Source organism: Paenibacillus sp. FSL H8-0280, from assembly GCF_045040665.1.
Taxonomy (GTDB): domain Bacteria; phylum Bacillota; class Bacilli; order Paenibacillales; family Paenibacillaceae; genus Paenibacillus; species Paenibacillus xylanexedens_A.
On sequence record NZ_CP150296.1, the window covers coordinates 4,999,289 to 5,023,274 of the forward strand.

At 46.8% G+C, this 23,986-nt stretch carries 16 protein-coding genes; 9 read left to right on the forward strand and 7 right to left on the reverse strand.

Going from position 1 to position 23,986, the window contains the following annotated elements; all coding sequences use genetic code 11:
• Window positions 1–120: 120 nt before the first annotated feature.
• Window positions 121–708 (reverse strand): imm11 family protein, encoded by a 588-nt coding sequence (locus MHI12_RS21880; protein ID WP_405170290.1) that lies wholly within the window; start codon window positions 706–708, stop codon window positions 121–123.
• Window positions 709–776: 68 nt separating this feature from the next.
• On the reverse strand, window positions 777–2,663 hold the full coding sequence (locus MHI12_RS21885) for a helix-turn-helix domain-containing protein (RefSeq protein WP_405170291.1): 1,887 nt from the start codon (window positions 2,661–2,663) through the stop codon (window positions 777–779).
• Between the two features lie 299 nt (window positions 2,664–2,962).
• Between MHI12_RS21885 and MHI12_RS21890 the strand changes: the two genes are divergently transcribed.
• A complete protein-coding gene (locus MHI12_RS21890) occupies window positions 2,963–3,934 on the forward strand; it encodes a phosphotransferase (RefSeq protein ID WP_405170292.1) in 972 nt (323 codons plus the stop codon).
• 65 nt (window positions 3,935–3,999) lie between these two features.
• Window positions 4,000–4,761 carry an ankyrin repeat domain-containing protein gene (locus tag MHI12_RS21895; protein WP_405170293.1) on the forward strand — a complete coding sequence of 254 codons (762 nt, stop codon included), beginning with the start codon at window positions 4,000–4,002 and terminating at the stop codon, window positions 4,759–4,761.
• Window positions 4,762–4,917: 156 nt separating this feature from the next.
• Here the strand turns inward: MHI12_RS21895 and MHI12_RS21900 are convergent, their stop codons facing one another.
• Window positions 4,918–5,955 carry an NAD(P)/FAD-dependent oxidoreductase gene (locus MHI12_RS21900; RefSeq protein ID WP_405170294.1) on the reverse strand — a complete coding sequence of 346 codons (1,038 nt, stop codon included), beginning with the start codon at window positions 5,953–5,955 and terminating at the stop codon, window positions 4,918–4,920.
• Between the two features lie 24 nt (window positions 5,956–5,979).
• The gene (locus tag MHI12_RS21905; protein WP_405170295.1) at window positions 5,980–6,363 is read right to left on the reverse strand and encodes a winged helix-turn-helix transcriptional regulator; all 384 of its coding nucleotides are present in this window, start codon (window positions 6,361–6,363) and stop codon (window positions 5,980–5,982) included.
• A 140-nt stretch (window positions 6,364–6,503) separates the two neighbouring features.
• On the opposite strand from MHI12_RS21905, the gene MHI12_RS21910 reads away from it, so the two are divergent.
• Together MHI12_RS21910 and MHI12_RS21915 are read left to right on the forward strand one after the other, a co-directional pair.
• Window positions 6,504–6,857 (forward strand): DoxX family protein, encoded by a 354-nt coding sequence (locus MHI12_RS21910; protein WP_405170296.1) that lies wholly within the window; start codon window positions 6,504–6,506, stop codon window positions 6,855–6,857.
• Between the two features lie 332 nt (window positions 6,858–7,189).
• Entirely contained in the window at window positions 7,190–9,151 is a 1,962-nt protein-coding gene (locus tag MHI12_RS21915) for an AraC family transcriptional regulator (RefSeq protein ID WP_405170297.1), read from the forward strand.
• A gap of 176 nt (window positions 9,152–9,327) precedes the next feature.
• Here MHI12_RS21915 and MHI12_RS21920 read toward each other — a convergent pair whose 3' ends face one another.
• Together MHI12_RS21920 and MHI12_RS21925 are read right to left on the reverse strand one after the other, a co-directional pair.
• Window positions 9,328–11,004 (reverse strand): exosporium glycoprotein BclB-related protein, encoded by a 1,677-nt coding sequence (locus MHI12_RS21920; RefSeq protein ID WP_405170298.1) that lies wholly within the window; start codon window positions 11,002–11,004, stop codon window positions 9,328–9,330.
• A 34-nt stretch (window positions 11,005–11,038) separates the two neighbouring features.
• Entirely contained in the window at window positions 11,039–11,398 is a 360-nt protein-coding gene (locus tag MHI12_RS21925; protein WP_076214124.1) for a hypothetical protein, read from the reverse strand.
• A gap of 905 nt (window positions 11,399–12,303) precedes the next feature.
• Here MHI12_RS21925 and MHI12_RS21930 point away from each other — a divergent pair.
• From MHI12_RS21930 to MHI12_RS21950, 5 genes are all read left to right on the forward strand, one after another.
• A complete protein-coding gene (locus tag MHI12_RS21930) occupies window positions 12,304–14,238 on the forward strand; it encodes a carbohydrate-binding protein (protein WP_405170299.1) in 1,935 nt (644 codons plus the stop codon).
• 33 nt (window positions 14,239–14,271) lie between these two features.
• Window positions 14,272–16,335, forward strand: coding sequence for a family 43 glycosylhydrolase (locus MHI12_RS21935; RefSeq protein ID WP_405170300.1), 2,064 nt, complete (start codon window positions 14,272–14,274; stop codon window positions 16,333–16,335).
• A 176-nt stretch (window positions 16,336–16,511) separates the two neighbouring features.
• Window positions 16,512–16,691, forward strand: coding sequence for a winged helix-turn-helix transcriptional regulator (locus tag MHI12_RS21940; protein ID WP_405173033.1), 180 nt, complete (start codon window positions 16,512–16,514; stop codon window positions 16,689–16,691).
• Between the two features lie 254 nt (window positions 16,692–16,945).
• Window positions 16,946–21,916, forward strand: a complete 4,971-nt coding sequence (locus MHI12_RS21945; RefSeq protein WP_405170301.1) for a discoidin domain-containing protein — start codon at window positions 16,946–16,948, stop codon at window positions 21,914–21,916.
• Window positions 21,917–22,091: 175 nt separating this feature from the next.
• Window positions 22,092–22,811 carry an SDR family oxidoreductase gene (locus MHI12_RS21950; RefSeq protein WP_017687102.1) on the forward strand — a complete coding sequence of 240 codons (720 nt, stop codon included), beginning with the start codon at window positions 22,092–22,094 and terminating at the stop codon, window positions 22,809–22,811.
• Window positions 22,812–22,891: 80 nt separating this feature from the next.
• Here the strand turns inward: MHI12_RS21950 and MHI12_RS21955 are convergent, their stop codons facing one another.
• Window positions 22,892–23,920, reverse strand: coding sequence for a hypothetical protein (locus tag MHI12_RS21955; protein ID WP_405170302.1), 1,029 nt, complete (start codon window positions 23,918–23,920; stop codon window positions 22,892–22,894).
• Between the last annotated feature and the right edge of the window lie 66 nt (window positions 23,921–23,986).

Below are 23,986 nucleotides of genomic sequence, written 5' to 3' on the forward strand. Positions count from 1 at the left end.
AAGCTGGAGTGACTGGATTAGTTATGAGGAAAATCCGGTGGCTATCGGGGAAAAATAAAGACTAAAGAGCCCACGTTTTGCGTGGGCTTCTTTGTGCTTCCATTATATCCATGTAGCATTTTAAATGCTTACATTTCCGACCTCTGTAACGCTCAGATTCAGCCTGTGTTTTCGGCATACTTCGTAAAAATCTTTTGAAACAATGGGTTTGAAGATATTAATGTAATCCAGCATAAAAAATTCATGCTCGCCAATTCGCTCTTCATGAAGGCAGATTTGAGATACAACTTTGACGATCTTACGTGGAGGCTGTTGTACAGATGCAGCAATGACCGCTTTGCGCCCATATTCCGAACGTTCATAATCGAAAACATCCAGACGATCAAGCTGATGTGCAGTCCAATAGGTTTTTTCAACCGAACGACCATCGTGGTAATACACCGTTGTCGGAATAAACTGTGTGTTTGTTTTCGTTTCCTCCAACAGCATTTTAAAACGATCTGATACGTGTCTCGTTCCTGTAATCGTCTCAAAATAATCTACGTTCAAGTTGCGCACCGTAGGCAGTAGCTCAACCTCTGCTGTTGTCCCCTCTGGCAACGGATTCTCTATCGCCAAATAATTCATATCCAATTGGGGAGTGAAGGTTGTTCCTCCACTAATAAACCCTCTACGTGGATATTGAGATTCCAGAAAATAATAGTTCAAAAGAATGATGTCTCCTTTCCAAATAAAGTGCCTTTCAATCAATTATACAGGTTAAGCGGCCCCTCCAATTACTCCGCGGTTTTAAGCAAGTTATCCACAATAAAATCAAGCTGTTTGTCTAACGAATAAATATCATTGTAGAAAAATAAACCAAAGCTCATATCAATCAGACGTCCTTCTTTGACTGCGGGTATGTTATTCCAAATTGAATTGTCTGATAGATCAACCATTCCTTCAAAGGAAGAACGGAATATATAATCACCCACATATTCAGGTAATACTTCATAAGAAACGTCCTTGCTTGTTGCATCGTTTCTTGCATTTTCAATTTCACGTTGCAAGACTTCAGGTGCTTTCATCCCTAAATACTGATAAATAATCTGCGACCCCCGGCCATAACCCAAGCCTGTCATTACAGCCATGGAACCTTTGTTGCTTTCCATAATTGTGACGGTTTTATCCAAGATACCTGCTTGTTCAAGTTTTTCCTTGCTTTGCTCAACCTTTTTGTGAAGGTTATCTAACATCTCCTGGGCTTGTCCCTCTTTACCCAGAATTTCTCCAAGCAAATTCATACGTTCTTCTACTGGCAGGTCATAAGGAATATATACTGTAGGGGCAATCATTTTAAGTCCTTCATATATTTCTTCATTGGTAACAATAATGAGATCAGGATTAAGCGCAGTTACTGCTTCCGGGTCCGGCTTAAATGCTCCTAATGAGGTGGCACCTTCCAGTTCGCTCGCAAAAGCCGCTCCTTCTTCTATAGAAGAAATCCCCACAGGATTTACGCCTAAAGCAAGCAAATCACCCATTAGATACAGGACAACCACTCGTTGTGGATTAACCGGTACTTCAATATCACCTTTTATGGTGGTTACGGTCTTCATTTGAGATGGTGTATCTGTATTGTTAGCGTTGTTGGCCGATACCTGATTCGTTGGCTTCTGAGAACCTTCATTGGCTGCAGGACTTCCTGCCCCACCAGTTGAACAAGCACTAAGCAATAGGGTTAAACAAAGTAATAATGTGATAGCTAAGGGTGTCTTTCTACTTCTGTACATCAATAATTCCTCCTCAAATATATGGTGATTATGATAATCATTATCAATATATAAGGAAGTTAGATCCTGTACAATGCCTAATCGTGCCACAGTCGATGGTACATTAGGACTTTCATGCTGCTTACGATAACGAATAGGTGCAATCCCCATATATTTTTTAAATATTTTAGCAAGATAATAACCATCCGGATAACCAACAGCCTTGGCAATTTCCTGTAAAGTAGCATCTGTAGCAAGCAGCAGTTCCTTCGCTTTGTTCATTCGGATTTGAATGACAAAATCAATCGGACTATAACCAGTCTGGCGTTTGAATAGCCTTGATAAATGACGTGGACTGCTGTCCATAAGCTCTGCTAACAAGTCCATTGAAATGGGTTCAGCATAGTGTTCCTGCATATAGTATTTCATTTGTGCTACCAGGTCTGGCTTTATGGTTGGCACGCGCCCATTGTGGATTTGCCATAACAACTCGTATACAAATTGATAAAATAATGACTTAACATGGAACTGTTCCAGTGCCTCATGCTCTTCCCAAGCTGTCATCATGTACTGTACTTTACCCAACAAGGAAACAGGATGATCAGGTACAAAGCCGTATTGAAGCTTGAAGGGATTACGGTGCTCCATCAAAGCCAGGATATCCTGACGCTCAGGTAGCGGGATGATGGCTTTGTAATAAATCATATAATATTCAAGGACCTCTTCAACAGGCAAAATGTTCAGACAACAGCCCTTCCCACCATGCAAAACATGGAATCGCGAGACCTGATGATCTTTTCTATCCAACTGGATAACAGCATTGCCACGCACCGTGTATAAGAAACAGCTCGCAGGGAATCGATAGGAGTGAAGTCCCTCCTTCCTTTGCATAGTTATATGGCGAATATCCATTATTTTAATAGATGCCTTGTTCCATAATAAAAGATGTTCATTGAAATGTAAGATGGCTTCCCAGCTCCTTAAAATCTTTGGTCATATATAGTCAACAGAGAGTCAACTTGCATGCAAAATAGGGGCCGGATCACCCACTAACGTGAGTACCCGACCCCTTGCTTTGATATACATATGAATATACAGACCTTAATCAACACTTTAACAGATAAAAAAGAAACAGTCTATATTTTTGGGAAATTATTCTATATATTTAGGTTGCTGGCCGGCAAAATACAGTTGAAACGGAGCATAAGTCGATGATGTCCAACAACCATCTTACTCGTGAAGAATTACAGGATTATGTGCAACATGTATTTGGTGCCAGTTACCTCATAACGCAGAGCGCAAGAATACATGGAGGCGCACAAAAAGTCATTTACAAAATTGACTGCACGAATGGTTTCACTTGTATGCTGTACGTTTGGGATATTTCCAGCAACTATTTTCAGGAAGAGATCTTGAATGAACCCACTTTCCACAGTTCCTATGGCAGCGAACTTTTCTCTTTGAATACTCGCTTTCTCAATCAACATGGAATCCGAACACCAATCTTGTATGATCTAAATAACGATAGAGACCAACGCTCTTATGATTTTGCTCTTGTTGAGTATGTGGATGGACAGAAAGCCGAAGCCTATTTCCAGCATAAAAGTCACAAAGATCGGGATGAGTTGTTTCAACGGATCAGGGATATGTTGTCTAATATGCATGGAATCCAAAGATACGTTTATGGAAACGCCAACGATAACAGCAAAAAGGCTGGGCCTAGCTACCAAGTTCAGCGGTTAGATGCCGAAACAGCCTTATCCTATGCATCCAAGCACATGACAGATATAAGGAAAAATGAACAAAGGTTGCTTGAGAAACTTTACGAATTGGAAGCAGCAATTCAATCTAGAGATCTCTATAGTTTCATTCATGGAGAGTTAGGTCCGGATCATATATGGATAGATCATGCTATGCAACCATGCCTTATTGATATTGAGGGCGCAGGATTCTTCGATCTCGAACATGAGCATAGCTTTCTGGAGTTTCGATTTGGAGACTTCTATCATTACTTAAAAAATAACGATCTCGACCCGGAGCGGATGACATTTTATCGATTTTGCCATCACTTGTCCTTGATATCAGGAGGACTGAAACTGCTTCACAGACAATTCCCCGATCAGCAATTCGCAAGAGGCCTCGCGGAGTATCATGCCAGATGTGCAGTTCAGATGCTTACATGAATATGGATATAAGCCTGGAAGGAGATTGGCGCATGGAATTTATTTACGAAGATGAAAAACTTGCAGTGAGCGTTATTCAAGCCATTCACACTGGAGATATTCCAACATTAGAGCAACTGCTGGCAGAGAATCCGGGATTGGCAAACATAAGAATATTGGAAAGAAAGCCTGACAACGTAGATGCAGACTCCAGTATCTCTCGAACGCTGCTGCACGTGGTGACGGATTGGCCGGGGCACTTCCCTAATGGAGCGGATGCCGTGCGAGTATTGACCAAGTTCGGTGCGGAAGTGAACGCTCCTTTTGTCGGTCCAAACATCGAGACACCTTTGCATTGGGCTGCAAGCTCCAATGACGTTCAAGTGCTCGATGCCCTTCTTGATGCTGGCTCAGACATTGAAACGCCTGGCGCGGTGATCGCCGGTGGCACGCCGCTGGACGATGCTATTGCTTTTGCACAATGGGATACAGCACGACGCTTGGTTGAGCGCGGCGCGATCTTTGCCCTTTGGCATGCAGCCGCCCTTGGAGATATTCACGCCCTACAAGAACATTTTAAAGGAGCCAAACTCCCGGGACGTTATCCTTGGGGAACAAGCACCTCCCCTTCTCCTCCCAATGCAGTAACCGTTGCCTTCTGGTGTGCTTGCCATGGAGGACAAAGAGAAGCAGCCGAGTACCTTCTTAACCAAGGCGCAGAACTGAACTGGATAGCCAGCTGGGATGGAATGACTCCACTAGACACAGCAAAACGCAATTTTTCAGCTGAACTGATCCCGTGGCTTGAAAGTCAAGGTGCCAAATCCGCTAGCGAGATTCACAGGTAGATGAAGCTAGCAAGGAATTGCCAATCGCCAGTGGCTGCGAATACAGTTATGAGGAGAATCCGGTGGCTACTGGGGAAGTGTAGAAGACTCCAACAAATATACACAACGAAAAGGGCATCGCCACTTGAGCGATGTCCTTTTCGTTGTGTGGTGAATCTAAAACCGTGAGAGGCGGCAAGGGTCTAATTCATTTCTTGATTTGCCATCAATAATTTCACTTGCAGCCAGATTCGCAATCAGCGGCGCCAGCGTAATTGCAGAATGCATTAGCGTCAGATAAAGTCCATTCATGTGATCATGGAAGCCCACAATCGGATAACCGTCTTCAGGCATGGGTCTCCATCCAACCTTTATGCTTTCCAGTTCCAGTTGATTTCGGTGCTTGAGACTGCGACGCAATGTGTCGTAAGCTCGCTTACCGACCGCCTGTGGTCCATTTGCCTCCGACTCGTCGATATAATCTTCCGCAGCCAGTAGCGTATAATCTGTCAGTTGACGCGCTTCAAATTGCGCATTGGAGATTAATGTGTGTATCAGTTTATTAGCAGTTTTCATCCGAATCAGAATCGAAGGTGACGAAGTTACCGGCACGTGACAACCTAACGGGTTACAAAGTTCGGGTGTACCTGTTCCTGTAGCCAATACCACAACATCCGACTCCACAAAACCCTTGGATGTATGAACACCAACCAGACGGGAACCCTCTTGCTTCAGCTGTGTAACGTTGGTGTCGAACTGAATCTTTGCTCCGTACTCTTGCGCTTTGCTCAACAACAGCTCCGTTACCGCTATAGGGTCCACCGCACCTTCTTCGCTGACAAACATGGCTTCATCCGGATATTCCTTCAGATTGGGCTCCAATGCCTCAAGCTGCTCCCGGTTTAATTTTTGAAAGTGTTGCTCCCTTAGAGGCGGAGTGTCCCAAGTTAGCGCGCCATGCCAATGAATTTTCAGTTCGGACAACTCTTGCTGAAGTGTGTGATATTCTTCCACAGCTGCATCGTACAAATGCCAGTATTCAGGAGCCACTCTATGCGTCGTATGTATCCAGGCAAATGATTTTTCTGTGACTTCACGCGCCGCGGCTGAGTGCCGCTCAATAACAGTTACATCTTGATTTCGTTTGGCTAGATGATAGGCAATACACGCCCCAACAATCCCTGCACCAATGACCACAATTTTTTGTTTATTCAAAACTAACTCTCCCTTGTCACCCTATCACTCCAAGGAATTTATTTTCCGAAGTTCGGATGGGTTTGCTCTTTTTTCGTCTTCTTCGCCGTACAGCATCTCCATATGCTGCACATGGCCGGCTCCCCAGTCGCTCATTGTCTGGAGCACAGGTTTCATCAGTTGTCCGTACTCCGTAATCGAGTATTCTACCTTAGGCGGGATCTGGGCATATACTTCGCGATGCACAATATCGTGATACTCCAGTTCTTTTAACTGCTGGGTCAGCATTTTTTTTGAAATATCTGGAATGGCTTTTTGTAATTCGCTGAACCGCATTGTACCGTTGCTCAGCAGTCGTAGAAGAATCAAAGATTTCCATTTACCCGTAAGGATATCCAAGGCCGTTCCGAATTTACAATATACCGTCATTCTTATTCCTCACTTTCTGACCATACCCGGGTATACTTTTGGTTACCTGGTTAGGATTAAGTGCCTACTTCCAGATTGGGCCTTCTCATTTTAGTATAGAGGCAGATATTGAAATCGAGCAAGTGAGGGGATAAGAAAAGATGAATGTAACGTTATGGATCGTACAACTTATATTGGCGCTAGGTTTCGTATATTCAGGATGGATGAAAACTATTCGTATCGAGTCGTCAAAAAAGACCTGGGCCTGGGTTAATGATGTGCCAAAAAGTCTAGTTGTTCTGATCGGTATCGCGGAGCTACTAGGAGCGCTTGGCCTAGTTTTGCCTTGGGTGCTGAACATCACTCCGGTGCTTACACCCATCGCCGCAATCGCTTTGGCTGTTGTCACACTGCTTGGAATGCTGTTTCATATTCGGCGTAAAGAGTACCGGGAGCTCGGCGTAAATATCTTTTTTATAGTTCTGGCATTGATCATAGCCTTTGGAAGACTATAAAGGAAACGGGACACCGATCCAATGCGCTGTGCAATACGAACCCCATGTTTCGGTTGCCTGGTTTCGGGTGAACGAACCACTATCAGCCTGTTTGCCACATCCCGCCATAATAAAGATCATGCACATGGAGAAATCGGCGATTTTCTTTAGATTATGGAAAGTTCATGACATCAAACATTTTCCCCCTTTTTTTACTCAAAAATTATGAGAAGAATCTGGCACTACCGGGGAACGTTTTGGAAAGTGACAAAAAGTCACTAATATTATTATATAATAACCTCACCACATAAAAGGCTGGCTTCAACAGCTCATGGAAGGAAGACAACTCTCTATTGAAAGCAACCTTGAATGTACAAGAACACATACTCATCTGGAATTGTGCATCGCTCAAAATCATGGATGTACGACATATTGTCATACAGGCCGACGAGTGCGTACGTCCTTACCTGTTCCCTGCCAGCGCCTTTTTGTACGTAACGAATGGCAATGCAACCGTGATCTTAGACGGAAATGAGCATGCTACCAAACCATTTTATATGCTTCATGGGGGCAAAAACACCCGTCTGGACATCATCCCAACGGACGAATCCTTTCATTATTACCTAATTTTCTACAAAGCCTCCTTACCGCTATCTGGCAAGCAGCATACACTTCAACAACCGGATCAACCATTGCCATTCCATCTCCAGTACGGTTTTATTCCATATCATCCTGCCATCTTCTACGAAATCACTGAGCGAATGCTGGGCGAGTGGAATAAACCGGGACGCTTGGAGCGACTCCATACCAAAACACTATTCTATCAATTTGTATATGAATTGCTCAGACAAATGGATCAACAGCAGGTAAGCATTGTTAGGCCTAACCTTGCTTCTCAGCTTATTCGCTATATGCAGGAGCACTACGCCAAGCCGCTGACGCGGGAAACCCTCGCTCATACATTCCATTACAGCGTCCCTTATCTGTCCAAGTACTTCCGACGTGAAACTGGCGCAAGTCTAATCGATTACTTAATCGGTATTAGGATGAACAAAGCAGTAACGCTGTTGCAAAAGACCGAGTTATCTCTGCAAGAAGTCGCTGCAAGCGTCGGATATGCTGATGTATCCTATTTTATAAGAATGTTCAAAAAACATACGGGAGTCACACCAAAGCAATTCAAGGATGAGTCCGGACAAGTGACAAAAGGTTCTTATCGTCCTATCCTTAGGCTTCGATCATCCATTGCTCCGCGTAAACTCCGTCGTTATATTGATATCAGAGATGATAATCATTATCAACATAGCGAAAAAGGAGATTTACGGATGTATAGAAGCAAACTACCTGTAGGAATTACCCTACTGTTGTGCCTAACTCTATTGGTTAGCGCATGTTCCAGGCCAGCAAACACGAATGGAAGCACTGGCAGTACGCAAAGTCCAACTGTAGGTGCAGAGAGTAATATCAGTAACACCACAAACGGAAGCTCGGAGATGGTAACCTATTCTGCGGTTAACGGTGAAGTACAAATCCCCAAAAAACCTCAAAGGGTAGTAATGGTTGCAGGAGCCTTTACCGGTCATTTGCTAGCTCTTGGCCTTAAGCCTGTTGGAACTGGTGATGAGTCCTTTAACAGTTATACAGAAGGAAAGCTCGATGACGTTGTCAACATCGGTAACGATGTACCCTACGAGAAAATCATGGAGTTGCAGCCGGATTTAATTGTCGTTTGGAATGACCCTGAAACGATCGAAAAGCTGTCCAAAATTGCGCCGACCGTCGCTGTTGAATATGGAATACCTCTACGGGAGCAATTGATGGATTTTGGCAAGATGACTGGTAGAGAAGAGCAAGCGAAGGCCTGGATCGCAGAGTGGGATGCTAAGATCGCTGAATATAAACCACTCGTGGAGCAAGCGGTAGGTGATCGCACGGTTTCGATTTTTGATACGGGAAGTGCCAAAGAATTTTATGCCTACGGGAGCTTTGGTAGAGGTGGAGATATTATTTATGGAGAGTTTGGCCTGAAGGCACCGCCGATCATTCAGAAGGAAGCCATCGATAGCGGCAAAGGTTGGGCCAAGTTATCACTTGAATTGTTACCACAATATGCAGGAGATTATATCTTTATAAGTGGATGGACAGGTGATGAGAGTGGGGATTCCGTTTTTGAAGGTCCTATCTGGGATAACCTCCCTGCTGTCCAGAATAATCACGTTTATCGCGAGGAAAGCCGTGGCTTCGTGTTTAGTGACCCAATTTCGTTGGAAGCCCAACTTAAATTTGTCGTAGACAGCCTAACCAAAACAGAGTGAAATTGAGTAGGCCACGGTATGAGGCGAGGAGCAATCCTCGTCTTTTTATGTTTTTGTATAGTCCTTATCTTTCATTTGAAAAGAGTTTGAAAACAAAAGCACACACATAAACAGGGACCTCTCACCATGTTGGCAAGAGTCCCTGTCTTTAAACTTGTTATATAGCCCATTTTCCGTTAAGTGATGGTAAGGCCCCCACTTGCATATCCGGCTACCGTTGTAGCCACATCAATTCCGGCTGTTACTGATGCTGAGAACACCATAAGCAGGCGGTCACCGGCAGATACCGGAATACTCAGTCCTGTAGTCACCCCGCTGGATATTGTGCCCAGTGCCAAAATGCCGGTCAGTGGAGGAGCTAAGGTTACCAATGCACCCGGTACAGCTGTAAAGGAGTTATTAGGTGTAGTGGATCGGAATAATTGTGCAGTTAAGGTTACTGTAGATCCAACCAAACTAAGTCCGGCTGTTGTGCTGAAATAAGCGGCCAGTGAAGTAATCGTTCCTGCACGCGATGCTGAGAAAGCAAAGTTAAGCAATGTGCCTGCAGCGCCTGTGAGATCAATAATTCCTCCGTTAACACTTACTCCGGTAGCACTGTTGCCAAAACCAACTAAACTGGAAGTATTCAAAAGTCCACCCAAAACTGTAGTCAACACAACGGGAAGTCCTGATGCATAAGGAACAATTGTTCCAGAACCTGTTGCACCCGTAGCCCCGGTTGTGCCTGTCGCCCCTGTTACACCCGTTGTCCCTGATGCGCCTGTCGCCCCTGTTACACCCGTTGTACCTGATGCGCCTGTCGCTCCCGTTACTCCAGTTGTACCTGCTACGCCTGTCGCCCCTGTTACTCCGGTTGTCCCTGCTGTACCTGTTGCTCCCGTTACTCCAGTTGTACCTGCTGTGCCTGTTGCTCCCGTTACTCCCGTTGTCCCTACTGTACCTGTTGCTCCCGTTACTCCAGTTGTACCTGCTGCGCCTGTTGCTCCCGTTACTCCGGTTGTACCTGCTGCGCCTGTTACTCCCGTTGTCCCTGCTGTACCTGTTGCTCCCGTTACTCCCGTTGTACCTGCTGCGCCTGTTGCTCCCGTTACTCCGGTTGTCCCTGCTGTGCCTGTTGCTCCCGTTACTCCGGTTGTACCTGCTGCGCCTGTTGCTCCCGTTACTCCGGTCGTACCTGCTGCGCCTGTTACTCCCGTTGTCCCTGCTGTACCTGTTGCTCCCGTTACTCCCGTTGTCCCTGCTGTGCCTGTTGCTCCCGTTACTCCGGTTACACCTGTTGTACCTGCCGTGCCCGTTGCTCCGGTTGCACCCGTTGTACCTGCCGTGCCTGTCGCTCCCGTTGCTCCGGTTACACCTGTTGTGCCTGTCGCTCCCGTTGCTCCGGTTACACCTGTTGTACCTGCTGTGCCTGTTGCTCCAGTTACACCTGTTGTACCTGCTGTGCCTGTCGCTCCTGTTGCTCCGGTTGCACCTGTGACTCCAGTGATGCTTGGGATGTCACCCAGCAATTCGGAAGAAACCAAACGATGGGCTGTTACCAAAGCGCCTGTGCTGCTCTTACCCCATACGGATACTTGAACAGGATCATTAACCGTCGCTGTTGTTGTAAAAGTAAACTCGAAGGCATCTAAATTGGCAAAGTAGTTATTGGTTACTATTTGATTAGGTGCGATCTCAAAAGACTCACTGACATACAGAATCCTCATTCCACCACTCATGTAATACCCTTGTATTTGTATGGTTGAGGTACTCACATCACTGCGGTTATCAATTTTGACTGTAACTGTCTGAGTCGGCCTTACACCGCTAACAGCATTATTTTCTATTGGCCCTGTTGATAAAAAGCTCATCGCTACATCTCCTCTTTTTGGGATTTCTGATCTGCTAGATGTTATTAACTGTTTTTTCGTGCTCGACCACTCGGTGTGCATCAACCAATTGTCCAGAGGCTTGTTTGCCCCACACTGAAATCTCTACTTCCTCCACGCCTTCCACATCTGTTCCAAAAACAAACTCAAAAGCATCTAAATCTGCAAAATAATTTCTGGTCACTGCTTCATTAGGGGCAATACTGATTACTTCACTCACATACAGCGTTCTTGTTGTGCTTAACACATAACCCTGAATGGACACTGTTACAGAATCCACCTCAGCCCGACTTACCAATCTAATCGTTACCTGTTGGGTCGGTCTAACCCCGGAAACCGGATTGTTTTCAATCGGCCCAGTTGACAAAATAGCCATTTTCCCATCCCACCTTTATGAACCTCTGACTCTAGCAGTATTTGGCATAAGCTCACTCGATAGTAATATTCAAACACTCAACCAACGGTGTGGACAAAACACAGGGGGCACTCCACCATTATCACTTAACAACCTTCTACGCTCAGGGCTTTAGGTATACAAAAACTGGAATATGTACAACATGGGCATGAAATTTATGCTAGTGCAAGTTGAACAACAAGTAAGAGTAGATTTTGTTATGTAACCAGGATCGATTCCAGAAAAAAACGAAATGACCGTTCCCCCGGTAGATTCCAGGGAAACGGTCGCAGCTTAAGACGTCTTTTTCTCGTATCTAATTGTTGGCCGGGTAAAGCTATGCTTGAAAGTGTAGTTTGATAGAATACGAGATCGTATTTTACCATCAAGCCCAATGTTAAACACATAGAATAATGATCTTCTTCATCCTCTACTAAAAAATAGAAAAAGATTGTATTATCTTAAAATTGTGATATGATATCGTCAAGTTAATAAACATTTAAAAGAAAATATGAAAAATAATTACATTTAAATGTGACCAAACTTCTTTCTTCGCCAAATTTCAGTGTTCTAACTCATTTTATTGAAAGCGATTACAAAAAGAAACCTGACAGATTATAGCTTTTCTAATCGCACCCACAGATCCAGGCTTACTTCGGGTTATAGCCACTCCCCTTGCTGCCGTGACCACGTACCCGGTGCACAGGTTGTCTGGCTTAAACCATATATGACAACATGAAGACTTATCCTAACAGCCAACCTAACCATTATTTCAAGAAGGGGGTGACATGAGGGAAATCTCTTCTTTTTTTTCGGCATTTCATCATCATCTCAGCTATTCTGAATTTCAGTTCACCAACTAATCCAATCTCATGGAGGCGAAACGTATGATTCGTAAACCGCTAGTTTTGTTGTTGTCTTGTCTGCTAATCTTTGTCACCCTGCCCGTTGAATCGAGCCATGCAGCCAATGCAGCCGTTGCCAAACTTCCTGGAAATTCTAATCCCCTCATCGATCATAAACTGGGAGCCGATCCTTATGTGCTCGTCCATAACAATCGGGTCTATGTCTACATGACAGGTGATGCATATCTGTACAACAGTGACGGCTCTGTCCGAGAGAACCAGTACAGCACGATTGGGAAAATTAACGTCATCTCCTCAGCTGACATGGTGAACTGGACAGACCATGGTTCCATCCCGGTAGCGGGTGCGAATAATGCCAATAATGGACAAGGAATTGCCAAATGGGCTACCCAGTCCTGGGCTCCTGCCATGGCGAAGAAAACCATTGCTGGCAAAGAAAAGTTTTTCCTGTACTTTGCCAACTCGGGTGGAGGTATTGGCGTACTCACGGCTGATTCTCCCATCGGTCCTTGGTCCGACCCAATTGGACGTGCCCTCCTGACACACGGAACACCGGGTATGTCCGGCGTAACCTGGCTCTTTGATCCGGCTGTACTTGTCGATGATGATGGCTCTGCATACCTGTATGCTGGAGGCGGTATTCCGAACGATACCAATGCTGCTTCCATTGCCAATCCCAAAACAGCTCGGGTCATTCGTCTCGGTGCCGACATGACCAGCGTGGTGGGCAGTGCTGTGACTATTGATTCTCCTTATATGTTCGAAGATTCTGGCATCCACAAGTATAACGGCAAATATTATTACTCCTACTGCATCAACTTCGCGGGAACACATCCCACTGCATATCCAAAAGGTGAGATCGGATACATGGTCAGCGACAGTCCGATGGGGCCTTTCACGTATAAAGGACACTTTCTGAAAAATCCTGGCACATTCTTCGGCGTAGGCGGCAATAACCACCATGCCGTGTTCCAATTCAACAACGATTGGTATGTGGCGTACCATGCGCAAACGGTAAGCAAGGCATTCCTCGGTGAAGGTAAAGGGTACCGTTCCACACATATCAACAAACTGACACATAATGCGGATGGAACAATCCAGGAGGTTCAAGGAAATATGACAGGTGTACCTCAGATCACTAACCTCAACCCGTATGTCCGGGTGGAAGCCGAAACCATTGGCTGGCAAGCAGGAATTAACACTGAACCGAGTCAAGCAAGCGGTGGACCTGTAGCCAATCAGAATGTCACTAATATTCATAACGGGGATTGGATCGCGGTCGGCAATGTTGATTTTGGCTCAGCTGGAGCCTCCAAGTTCAAGGCTAATGTCGCTTCTACCGGAAATGGCAACATCGAGGTACGACTGGACAGTCCGACAGGTCCTCTGGCTGGAACACTTAATGTAAGCTCAACCGGCGGTTCGCAAACTTGGCGCGAGATGGAGACGAATGTAACCAACGCAACGGGTGTACATCGTTTGTATCTGGTGTTTACAGGCTCAGGCAATGGAAACCTGTTCAAATTGGACTACTGGCAGTTCACATCCGGTTCGGGCGGCAACCCTAACCCAAATCCTAATCCCAATCCAAATGTTACCCGTTACGAAGCCGAGAATATGACGCTTGGCGGTCAATACGCTGGCGTAGTCAGTTCCCCTTTTAATGGAGTCGCTCTTTACGGGAACAATGATTATGCAGCATACAATCAATATTTTGCATTCCCAACCCATCAATTCTCTGTCCGCGGCGCTTCCAACAACAATAATACAGCCCGTGTTGATCTGGTCATCGGGGGTGTAACCGCTGGTTCTTTCTACTTCACGGGAACGGAGCCGACCGTTCAAACCCTCACCGGCATCACTCACGCTACAGGCAATCAGGAAATCAAGCTGGTCGTAACAACGGATAATGGCACTTGGGATGCTTACATTGATTATCTGGAGTACTCGCTTTAATTCATAGGACATGATCGATTGGGAGGATAGAATATGTGGAAAAAAATCAGTACTCTTCTACTCGCTCTTCCTTTGCTTATAACATCATTCCCTTGGACAAGTCCCGCTGCTTCAGCCGCAACGTTCAGCAATCCGGTTATTTACGCGGATGTTCCTGACAGTGACGTCATTCAGGTGGGCAATGCATTTTATATGACAAGCACAACGATGCATATGAATCCGGGAGTCCCGGTCATGAAGTCTTATGATCTGGTCAACTGGAGCATCGTAAACTATGTATACGATACGCTTGGAAACGGGGATATACAGAACCTGAACAATGGACAAAACGAGTATGGGCGTGGTTCCTGGGCGAGCAGTTTGCGGTACAACAACGGTATATATTATGTGGCCTTTGGCTCGCTTTCCACGGGCAAGACGTATATTTACCAAACCAGCAATATTGAAACAGGGCCATGGACACCTTACACATTGAACAGTTATTACCATGACCCCTCCCTTTTGTTTGACGGGAATCGAACCTTTCTTGTTCATGGCAGTGATAACATCAGTATCGTTGAGCTGACACCTGATGCCAAGGCCGTTAAATCCGGCGGGCTCAATCAGGTCCTGATTCCAAACGCAAGCAGTGTTGCCGGCTCCAACATGATTGTAAAGGCAGAAGGAGCACACATTCAGAAGATCAATGGTATGTACTATGTATTCCTGATCGCCTGGCCTTCGGGTGATGGTCGCATTCAGCTTGCCTATCGTGCAAACACATTGACAGGTCCATATACAGGTAAAGTTGTACTCAGAGACTCGGGAATCGCCCAAGGAGGCATCGTGGATACCGCATCCGGCGCTTGGTACGGCTTGCTGTTTCGTGATAGCGGAGCCATTGGGCGCATCCCCTATCTCGTTCCAGTGACGTGGTCGGATAACTGGCCTGTGTTTGGAGTGAACGGCAAGGTTCCCCTTAACATGAATATGCCTGTTGAAGGTCAGCCTGCTGCCAAAATCTACGGGTCCGATGAGTTCAACGCAACCACATCAGGCACACCCTCAGTAACGCAGCTGTTAGTGAACGGCGGCTTTGAGGAAAGTAGCATTCAGCCCTGGACCAGCAACAATACGGCGAACATCACTGTAACAAATGCCGAAGCGTTCAGCGGTACAAAAAGCTTGCTCGTCAGCGGCAGACAGCAGACAGCAGGGGGAGCCAAACAGATGGTTACAGGCAAGCTGGTACCTGGAGGAACATACTCTTTTTCGGCAAAGATCAAATACACTACTGGTCCTGCAACCAAAACGTTCAATCTTAGCATCCAGAACGGTGCAAGTTATACCGGAATTACCATTATGGGCAGTGCGACGTTAACCCGTGGACAGTGGGGTACCATTCAAGGTACGTATACCGTTCCGTCGAATACAGACCTGTCCCAAAGCTTTATTTTTGTGGAAACACCGTATAACTCGAATCCGGACCCGACCAATGATTTGATGGCGTTTTATGTAGATGACGTCTCCCTGACGAGCAATTCATCTTCCGGTACATCCAGTCTCGCTACTTTCTGGCAGTGGAATCATAACCCTGATGCTGCCAACTGGTCCCTGCTCCAGCGACCCGGTTTCATGCGGTTAACCGCAGGCAAAATCAGCAAAAACCTGTTAGAAGCCCGCAACACGCTGACACAACGAACCTTTGGTCCAAAAAGCACAGGGATGGCCGCTTTGGATACAGCCGGCATGAAGGATGGTGATTATGCTGGACTCGCGGCTTTTCAGGCCAAATATGGTTTTGTCGGCGTAAAAATGACGGGCGGTACCAAATCCATCGTTATGGCTAATGCCAGTTCCGGCACCATGACTGAAGTAGCAACTGTGCCATTAAACCAGAACAGAATCTATCTACGCGTCATCTGTGATTTTACGAACCAGACCGACAAAGCCTACTTCGCTTATAGCCTGAACGGCAGCAACTGGACAACCATTGGCAATACACTTCAAATGTCTTACACCCTGCCACACTTTATGGGATATCGCTTTGCACTATTCAATTATGCAACGAAGTCTACCGGAGGATATGCAGATTTCGATTATTTCCGCGTAGAATAAATGTAGTTTTATTCGGTTATTAATTTTTCACTTATTGATCAGGACCTGGACTTCACCATGTGTGGAGCCAGGTCTTTTTCAGCACATTTCTTATGAAGAGTTTCAGCTTTTAAATTTTAAAAATCCCGGAACAAGTGTTAATTCAACAATTACGCGAGCTGGAACGTGACGGCCTTGTGACCAGACATGTCTACCAACAGATGCCTCACAAAGTAGAATATGGACTTACAGAATATGGCGTTACCGCCAACACCATCGTGGATGTCATGTGTGCTTGGGGGAGGGACAATATTGCTCTCAGGCAACAACGGGGCGAAGATATCGTATTGTTGGAGAACAACGATTCCGAATCTTGATTTCATAGTTGCACATTCCCCATACATTATGTAGGACATATGTCTCTTTTTCCACGAAAACGACTAAAAAACCTTTATATTCCAGACAAAATGATCGATATACAAAATGGGGCACCTGAATATCCCGTGTTGAGCATTGGATTCACATCTCACAAAAGCAACACGGGAAACAAAATGATACATACGGTAGCGAGTAAGAGAAGAAGAGAAGCTCTGCCTGGTGAGATGGCAAGGGCTAACAAAGGAGTAGTCATATGAAGGTACGAACGAGTCAAAGAGGAAAAACACGCAACATCTACATGAACTTGCTGTTATCTGTTCTGTTGTTGATTAGCAGCATCCCGCTGTGGCCGGTCTCAAAAGTGAACGCCGCAGATGAGGAACATTATCTGTTATCCCTGAACCGGCCTGTGTACAGTTCCTCATCTCTGGGCGGTAATACGGCAGATCTTGTGGTTGACGGCAACAAAAACAGCCGCTGGGAAAGCATATGGCAGCAAGATCCGCAGTGGATCTATGTTGACTTAGGCACGGTGGCCTCCATCTCGGGCATCTCCATCCAGTGGGAAAATGCGTATGCTTCCGCCTTTGATCTGGAAGTATCCAACGACGAGGTCAACTGGCAGTCTGTTTACTCGACAACGAAGGGGCAAGGCGGCCTGACAGAAATTGAGGTCACAGCGGAGGCACGATATGTGCGCTTGTTCAGTTATCAAAGAGCACAGCCAGCCTATGGCGTCTCTGTATACGAATTCAATGTATATGGGACGGGCGGAGCAAATCCACCTCCCAAACCATTAGCAATGAACCTTGCACTAGGACAACCGGTTACAGCGTCTTCGGAAGAAATTGATGAGCCCAGCCGTTCAGCCGAGGATAAAGCCAAAATGGAAAAAGGGAATTACGAAGCCCGGAATGTAACGGATGGCCGTCCGGATACACGCTGGTCTTCCATCTACAAGGATCAGGAATGGATTGTTGTAGACCTTGGACTAATCCGGGAAATCGGGAACGTATCCCTACAATGGGAAAACGCTTTTGGACGTGCATACGATATTCAAGTATCAAATGATGCAGACCAGTGGACTACATTATACCGGGAACTGCACAGCGACGGTGGACGGGATGAGATTCCGGTATACGCCGAAGCACGGTATGTGAAATTGGCCGGACTTGGCAGAGGAACAACTAACGGATACTCGCTGTACGCCTTCGACGTCTACGAGTACATCGAAGGCGATGCCAAACCTGTGCATACAATTCCGGATATCCCTGAACCGTCCTCGGTAAAGGTGGGTTCCGGCAGTTACGCTGTAAATGACATCACCATGCTGCAGCCGAAAAACCCGAAAAATCGTACGGCTGACATCACGGCGCCCCTCCCTTCCAATGACTGGTGGCAGTCTATTCTTGTATCCGATCTGGGGGATGGCAACAGTCTGGTCACACTCCCGCTTAAAAGCAGATATACCAAACAAGGACTTCAACTTCTGAATCCCGGAGCTGGTTACGTTTCGGCTGATGGCGGTTCTATGGACGCTGACGGTGAACCGGATCTGATCATGAGCACCAGCAATATGAACCCGGCGGAGGTAAATACCAAGGTGGCGGGATATGGGGATTATTCCGCAACGATCATCATGAGCGATGATGACACAGCCAAAATGAATACCACGTTTGTGAAAGGTTCCCCTTTCCTGTACAACACCTTCGATAACCCGGATACCATTATTGTTCGTTCTCCCAACATCACACGTCTCTTCGATGATCAGAACCGTGAAATTGTTCTGAATGATGGAGAATCGCTGACGGCCGATCATATCGGTGTTGAAGTAACCAATCAGGACAGAGCGCCCACGCCTCAGACCTTTACAAGAAACTACGGGATCTTTGCACCTGAAGGAACTGTATTTATGAAACTTGGCAATACGCTCAAGATCAAACTGGGCCAGAGCGAAAACTATCTGTCACTGGCTACCCTCCCGTCCGCGGCAGAACTGCCTTATTATTACCGGCATGCCTACGCCTTTGTAACCGACACAACCGTGGACTACAATTATAATGAGAGCACTTCACTGGTAACGACTACCTTCAACTCGGTAACCCGGACGAAGCGGGTAGGCTTTTCCTCCGAGACACTGATGGCCTTGTTGCCGCACCAATGGAAACTGGCGACTACTTCGGTAACGGAGCTTGCTTACCCTTCCATTCGCGGCATGATGAAAGTAAGTGAAGGCAATACGTTTACAACACAGGATCGATTCTATGGCATTATTCCGCAATTTGTGGAGCCAGATGATCCAACTTACTCGCGTGCACAATTAATCAGCTATCTGGATCAGCTTGACGCGGATACGGCAGGCAATCTGATGAGCGAGGATCCTTACTGGCAAGGGAAAAAGCTTCATCCGCTTGCGCTGGGTGTACTCATCAGCGACCAGATAGGAGATACGGTACGACGAGATAACTATCTGTCCCTGCTTCGAACCATTTTGACAGATTGGTATACCTATTCGCCGGATGAACCTTTGCACTCGTATTATTTTTATTATTCGGATGAATGGGGAACCATCTTCCCTTACGGTAGCGGATTCGGTGTTAATACCGGATTGACAGATCATCATTTTACCTACGGTTATTACGTTTTTGCATCGGCTGTACTGGCCACATATGACAAAACATTCTTGCAAGATTACGGCGATATGGTTGAGCTTCTGATTCGGGACTATGCCAATCCTTCACGGACAGATGATCAGTTTCCATGGCTTCGCAATTTTGATCCGTACGCAGGTCACTCCTGGGCAGGTGGTTACGCCGATAATCGCAGCGGGAATAACCAGGAAGCCGCAGGAGAAGCGCTCTTTAGTTGGGTCGGCCAATATATGTGGGGTGAGGTGACAGGCAACAAAGCCTATCGCGACACCGGGATCTGGGGCTTCATGACCGAAGAGAAAGCTGCCGAGCAATACTGGTTTAACTATGACGGGGATAACTGGCTGGAGGATTACCAACACGCTACGGTAGGTCATGTGTACGGCAGCGCCTACCTGTATGGAACGTACTTCTCTAATGAGGCGGAGCATATTTACGGTATTCACTGGCTGCCGCCAGCGGAATGGATGACCTATTATGGACGTGATCCGCAGAATACTAAGGCTCTCTACAATGGTCTCATTAAGGACCTGGGTGGTCAGCAGGAGCGCACATGGCAGCATATTATCTGGCCATTTCAGTCCATTGGAGACCCGCAAGGTGCTCTAGCCAAATGGAATACGAGCGAGATGCAGCAAAATGAAGTCTTTAACGCGTACTGGTTCATGCACAGCATGGCTTCTACGGGAACACGCACGATGGATATATGGGCAGATGATCCGGCAGCAACCGTGTATGAAAAAGACGGCGTCTATACAGCGCAAATCTGGAATCCGTCCGATACTGTCAAAACCGTTCATTTCTACAATGCCAATGGCGCTTTGGGTTCGGCTACCGTTTATGCCAAAGCGCAAGTAAAGGTTAACCCGCTGGAACATTCCGTCGTTAAACAGCCGGATGCCTCTCAGGGTGTAGTCTATCTCGATCGGAGCCAATGGACCATTACGGCATCCTCCAGTTCGGAGCCGGTAGAGCGCATGGTGGACGGCGATCTGACTACACGCTGGTCATCCGGACAGATTCAGAAGCCCGGCGATTGGCTGCATATCGATCTGGGTGGCGAACAGTTTATGGATACGATATTCATGAACTCCGGCAACAACGGCGGTGATTATGCTCACGGGTACGAAATCTACGTATCCAAAGATAACGAGAACTGGAGCGAGCCTATCGCAGAGGGAGCAGGAACATCTCCAAGTCTGTCCGTTGATTTGGGCATGCAAACCGCTCGTTATGTCAAAATTGTATTGACTTCCTCTGCAGACAGCTGGTGGTCGATCTCTGAACTCAAGCTTGCCCGATTTGGCAAACTTGAAGCAACGCCAGAGCTCCCACAGCCCGTACCGCCTCCAGACCGCTCTTCATGGATCGTAACCGCCTCTTCTACTCAAGGAGCAGATGTTACAGCCAATATGCTGGACGGAAGTTCAGATACACTATGGACAAACGGTAGGAAGCAAACCAAAGGACAATGGATTACCATTGACCTCGGCCAAAAGAGTTTTTTCGATGCCATAGAATTGGACCCGGGCCATGCGAAAGAAGACTATCCGAGACAGTATCGGATTTATGTCTCGGATGACGGTGAACACTGGGGCACATCCATTGCGGGCGGCGAAGGCACGCCTGGACGCATGTCCATCACCTTCCCTGAACAGCAGGCACGTTATGTGAAAATGGTACAGTTCGGGGATTCCGATCAATGGTGGTCGATCTCCGAGTTGTCTATTCATCATAATGGAACGGGTAAACAAAAGAGGCTGCTGCCTGACGGCTGGTCCGTGACCGCTTCCTCCGGAGACGATGCAGCGGCTATACTCGACGGCTCGGACCAAACACGCTGGACCTCCGGTCAGACTCAAACAGGCGGCGAATGGATTCAGCTTGATCTGGGAGCCTCGCAGCCAGTGAATCGGATTGTGCTGGACAGCGCGTACAGCCGGGAAGACTTTGCTCGCGGTTATGAAGTATATACTTCCCTGGATGGAGAGCATTGGGGAGAAGCCTTGGCTTCCGGTGAAGGATCTGATGCGCTACTTTCTATCGCCTTTGCACCGCAAGAGGCACGTTATATTAAGGTCGTACAGACGGGTACCGATTCTCATTGGTGGTCCGTGGCTGAATTAGAGGTCTATACTGCTGATCATACACCTTGGATATCCGGGGAACAGGATCATCTGCTACCTGCTGAACTGGATCGAACATCATGGACAGCGACTGCCTCCACCTCTGAAGATGTTGCGGCGATGCTGGACGACGATCTGAATTCACGCTGGACCTCTTCATCTGGTCAACATGCCAATCAATGGGTCCAGATTGATCTGGGAAGCATGCAGAGCTTCAGCCGCTTGACAATGGACTCGGGCAGCAGCAGTAACGATTATGCTCGCAGCTTCCAGTTCTTCACTTCTGATGATGGCGAGCATTGGAATAGGGTTACGGAAGCACTGGGAACAGGAACAGCCATCTCAGAAACGTTCTCCAAACAAACGGCGCGATACATCAAAATTGTTTTGACCGCGGACACTCCCGAGTGGTGGTGGTCCATTGCCGAGTTAAAACTTTACCATTAATGTCATCATGATCTCTCCAACCATCTCTCTCCCGTCCTTCCGGGGCAGGGGTGGTTTTTCATTGACAAGGATGAAGCATACCTCATTCAAACTTCATGTTCCATGTATCACCTCTATAGTAAGATATAGATTAATGTAAAAATTATTAATTTCTAATCGATAAGGAGGGCTTTATTTGAAAAATATAATTGTCTTTGGTGCAAGCAAAGGTTTAGGCGATGCATTTGTCAGAGGTGTGCCGCAATCCGGTGATAAGGTCTGGGTAGTCTCCCGCAGCAAGCCGGAAAGTCTGTCCGTGGAGGATGGTGTCCAGCGAATATGGATTCAGGCTGATCTTTCCGAGCTTCAGGCCGCAGAGCAAGTTGCCAGTCAACTTCAAGGCGAGACGTTGGATGTGCTTATTTATAACGTGGGGATCTGGGAAAAGGAAGGATTTGAAGAGCACTACACGTTTGATCGGGATGAACCCGCAGATATCAGTCAGCTGATCCATGTGAATGTGACTTCTACGATTGTATGTATACAGGCTTTACTGCCTCAGCTCCGCCAGTCTGAAGCAGGGAAGATTATCCTGATCGGTTCAACAGCCGGTTTGAGCAATGCAGGCAGCAGCCAGGTTTCTTTTGTCGCCTCCAAATTTGCCATACGGGGTATTACGGAAGCTCTAAGAGAACATACGAGGAATGACCGCATCGCGGTGACATGCATCAACCCGGGAGAACTGGCGGCAGAAATTCCGTATGAAGACGGGATGGAACGTGCACTGGCCGAGTATGATGGGACCCGCATTCCCCTACAGGATATGGTCGCCATCGTTCGATGTATCATCAGCTTGTCCAAAGCGGCCTGCGTGAAAGAGATCAACATGCCCGCCTTAACGGATACGAACACCTAGATAGCAATGACATCTACACGCCTCAATCAATCCGTTCACCGGAGTGCGCTCTGTATACACACGCTGGACCAGACGCCCGTTTACATTAATACATGCGACAAGTGCGCAATACCTGCGGAATTCAGGCGTTCATGCTCAGGGATATTTTCATATAACAAATGGGATTTTCCAGCCTTGGCCAGGTGATCACGCATAGCTGCAATTCGTCCTTTGTTAACATCAATAAAACGAAAATCGATTTGGCGCAAATGCTCCAGCCCGGTCAGTCCAGCAAACGAATCCGCCTTGAGCGCCGTATTCATCTCTTTCAGTTCAATAGACTCCAAAGCACGGGCTGTCCATAGATGTGTGGTATCCCGTAACGATTTCATATAGTCCAGTTCGAGCTGTCTGAGAGAGGTCATATGGGAAAAGTCGCATAAATGCTCCAGCTTGGGCAAGGACAGATGCAGATATTCCAGCCCGCGCATCTGTTCGAGTCCCTGAATACTCGTTAGTTTGCGAACAGAGCTGAGCTTCAACATCGAGATGGTTGACTGTGTCAATACATCCAGTCCCCCTTTTAACTCACAGTGATCCAGTGACAGATACTGAAGCATGGGCAATTCCGCTAACACATCAACACTTTCGACCGTGCAGTTCAGAATGAGCGTATGCAGTTGGAGACATGCCGCAATGGAAGCAAATCCGTTGAATTTGCCACGCAGTTCAAGAAAGGTCAATCGTTTGTAGTGTTTAATAAAATCGAGCACGGTCGCCTTTGCAGGTGAATTCAATCTTAGAAACTGCAGTTGCTCCATCGCACCCAGAATCGTCAAATCCTGTGCCTGTGAAAGATCAAGCTGCAAGGCAGACACATGTTTCAACTGTGCCAGTCGCCCCAAAAATCCGGATGAATATACCCCTTTAGGGTCCATATGTGATATGTGTAGAATCAGATCCGGCCGGGCAAAGAATACTTTGGCATCGAGCTCGGCAAGGTCCTCGTATGTATCCGCGTCAACGCGAAAATGAACCGTTGCTCTGCGACGCAACAGATGCACCGCCTGGTGCATCTTTTCGGCATTCCATGGAACCCCCTGTATTGAAGCATGCCATAACTCACTCACAGATAATCCCCCTTTTCCACCCATAGTTCCAATTCATTCCATTATAAACAAGATCGCCTGGATGAA

Bases quoted from the DNA above. Each gene is read 5' to 3' on its own strand.
- MHI12_RS21885 (WP_405170291.1), bottom strand. From the start codon at position 2,663: ATGGATATTCGCCATATAACTATGCAAAGGAAGGAGGGACTTCACTCC.
- MHI12_RS21890 (WP_405170292.1), top strand. From the start codon at position 2,963: ATGATGTCCAACAACCATCTTACTCGTGAAGAATTACAGGATTATGTG.
- MHI12_RS21905 (WP_405170295.1), bottom strand. From the start codon at position 6,363: ATGACGGTATATTGTAAATTCGGAACGGCCTTGGATATCCTTACGGGT.
- MHI12_RS21910 (WP_405170296.1), top strand. From the start codon at position 6,504: ATGAATGTAACGTTATGGATCGTACAACTTATATTGGCGCTAGGTTTC.
- MHI12_RS21920 (WP_405170298.1), bottom strand. From the start codon at position 11,004: ATGAGCTTTTTATCAACAGGGCCAATAGAAAATAATGCTGTTAGCGGT.
- MHI12_RS21925 (WP_076214124.1), bottom strand. From the start codon at position 11,398: ATGGCTATTTTGTCAACTGGGCCGATTGAAAACAATCCGGTTTCCGGG.
- MHI12_RS21930 (WP_405170299.1), top strand. From the start codon at position 12,304: ATGATTCGTAAACCGCTAGTTTTGTTGTTGTCTTGTCTGCTAATCTTT.
- MHI12_RS21935 (WP_405170300.1), top strand. From the start codon at position 14,272: ATGTGGAAAAAAATCAGTACTCTTCTACTCGCTCTTCCTTTGCTTATA.
- MHI12_RS21945 (WP_405170301.1), top strand. From the start codon at position 16,946: ATGAAGGTACGAACGAGTCAAAGAGGAAAAACACGCAACATCTACATG.